We start from the raw sequence: 1,294 nt of genomic DNA, 5'->3' as shown, positions 1-1,294 counted from the left end.
GCTCCTTGTATGTTGGCCAAACACTCGATGAGAACCGCTAAGCTCATCGTCGTTGTCACAAAGATGTGTTTCTGGGGGAGGCCGACTGCTCCTGAAGGCAGGACTTGCTCCTGACCTTGTCTGTAGAGAGGCTCCCCCGCCTCATTGCCCACCACGAAGAGTATCGAGAAGCCGACAAGTCGGACTTCGTATTACAAGGTTGCAGCGGCATGAAGTTCGAGGTCAGGGGAACCAGGAGCCATCTTCACCCAGTTTCCTCGGAGTGGAAAGTATGAGCGTGCACGTCGGATTGGATGTCGGTTCTCGTACTACTGCAATGGGGTGGCGTGACAAGGGCCGTGCAGCTGGCTCGTGGGAAATCGCCCAAACGCCTAAAGGGCGTAAGGCTGCAGTGAAAAAGCTGATGGCGCTTAAACCGCTTTCGGTTGTCATGGAAGCCACCGGGATTTATTACCTGGATCTGGCCTTGGAGTTGAGCGCGGCGGGTTTGCCGGTTTCGGTGATCAACCCTAAAAGCTCCCGGAATTTTGCAAGACTGATGCTTCAACACAGCAAAACGGACGCTATCGACGCCCAACTGCTGGCTGAGTACGGCGAACGCATGGCACCTCGCCTGTGGGTCCCTCCAAGCCCCGTTCAGCTTGAGTTGCGGGCCATTGGTCGCCACATCAACCGTCTGACCTGCCACTGCACCAGAGCCAAAAATGAGCTGCACGCGCTTCAGGCGACCGGAACAACTTCTGCGTTGCTGATTGAAGATGAAGAAGAAGCGATTGCGATGTTCGGTAAGCGCATCGAACGGTTCAGGCAAGCCGGGCGAGCAATCATCGCCAACTGTCCAGCATTGCGCAGCCAGTTTGACCACATGATGGCGGCCCCCGGTATGGGGGAGGTTTCGACATTTGCGGTGCTCGCTGAACTCACGGCCCTGCCTGTGACACTCAAGTCCCCTCAGGTCAGCCGTTATGCAGGTCTGGACGTGCGCCTAACTCAGTCTGGGACGAGCATCGACAAGCCCGGTCGACTAAGTAAGGGAGGCAACGCCTACCTGCGGTCGGCGATGTTCATGCCTGCCATGTCAGCGATCCGCTGCGACCCTCATGTAAAGGCTTTTTATGAGGTATTAATTGGACGTGGAAAACGAAAAATGCAGGCTATCTGCGCGGTAATGCGCAAATACCTGACAGGCTTGTGGGCGTGTATACGAACTGAAGAGGATTTCAACACGGCCAAGCTTTTCAGCGAAAAGCACCTGCTGAAAGCTTGACCGCGAACAGAGTATCTACAGGTTTTG

Annotated in this window: 1 protein-coding gene; it reads left to right on the top strand. The window is 55.4% G+C overall.

From position 1 onward, the window contains the following. The first annotated feature begins 271 nt into the window (after positions 1-271). A complete protein-coding gene (locus tag KGB21_RS29305; protein WP_223507544.1) occupies positions 272-1,267 on the top strand; it encodes an IS110 family transposase in 996 nt (331 codons plus the stop codon). The last annotated feature ends 27 nt before the right edge of the window (positions 1,268-1,294 follow it).

The sequence above is a fragment of the Pseudomonas sp. GL-RE-29 genome, from assembly GCF_019947275.1.
Classification (GTDB): domain Bacteria; phylum Pseudomonadota; class Gammaproteobacteria; order Pseudomonadales; family Pseudomonadaceae; genus Aquipseudomonas; species Aquipseudomonas fluorescens_A.
This window is presented reverse-complemented; position numbering and strand designations above follow the sequence as displayed.

Bases quoted from the DNA above. Each gene is read 5' to 3' on its own strand.
- KGB21_RS29305 (WP_223507544.1), top strand. From the start codon at position 272: ATGAGCGTGCACGTCGGATTGGATGTCGGTTCTCGTACTACTGCAATG.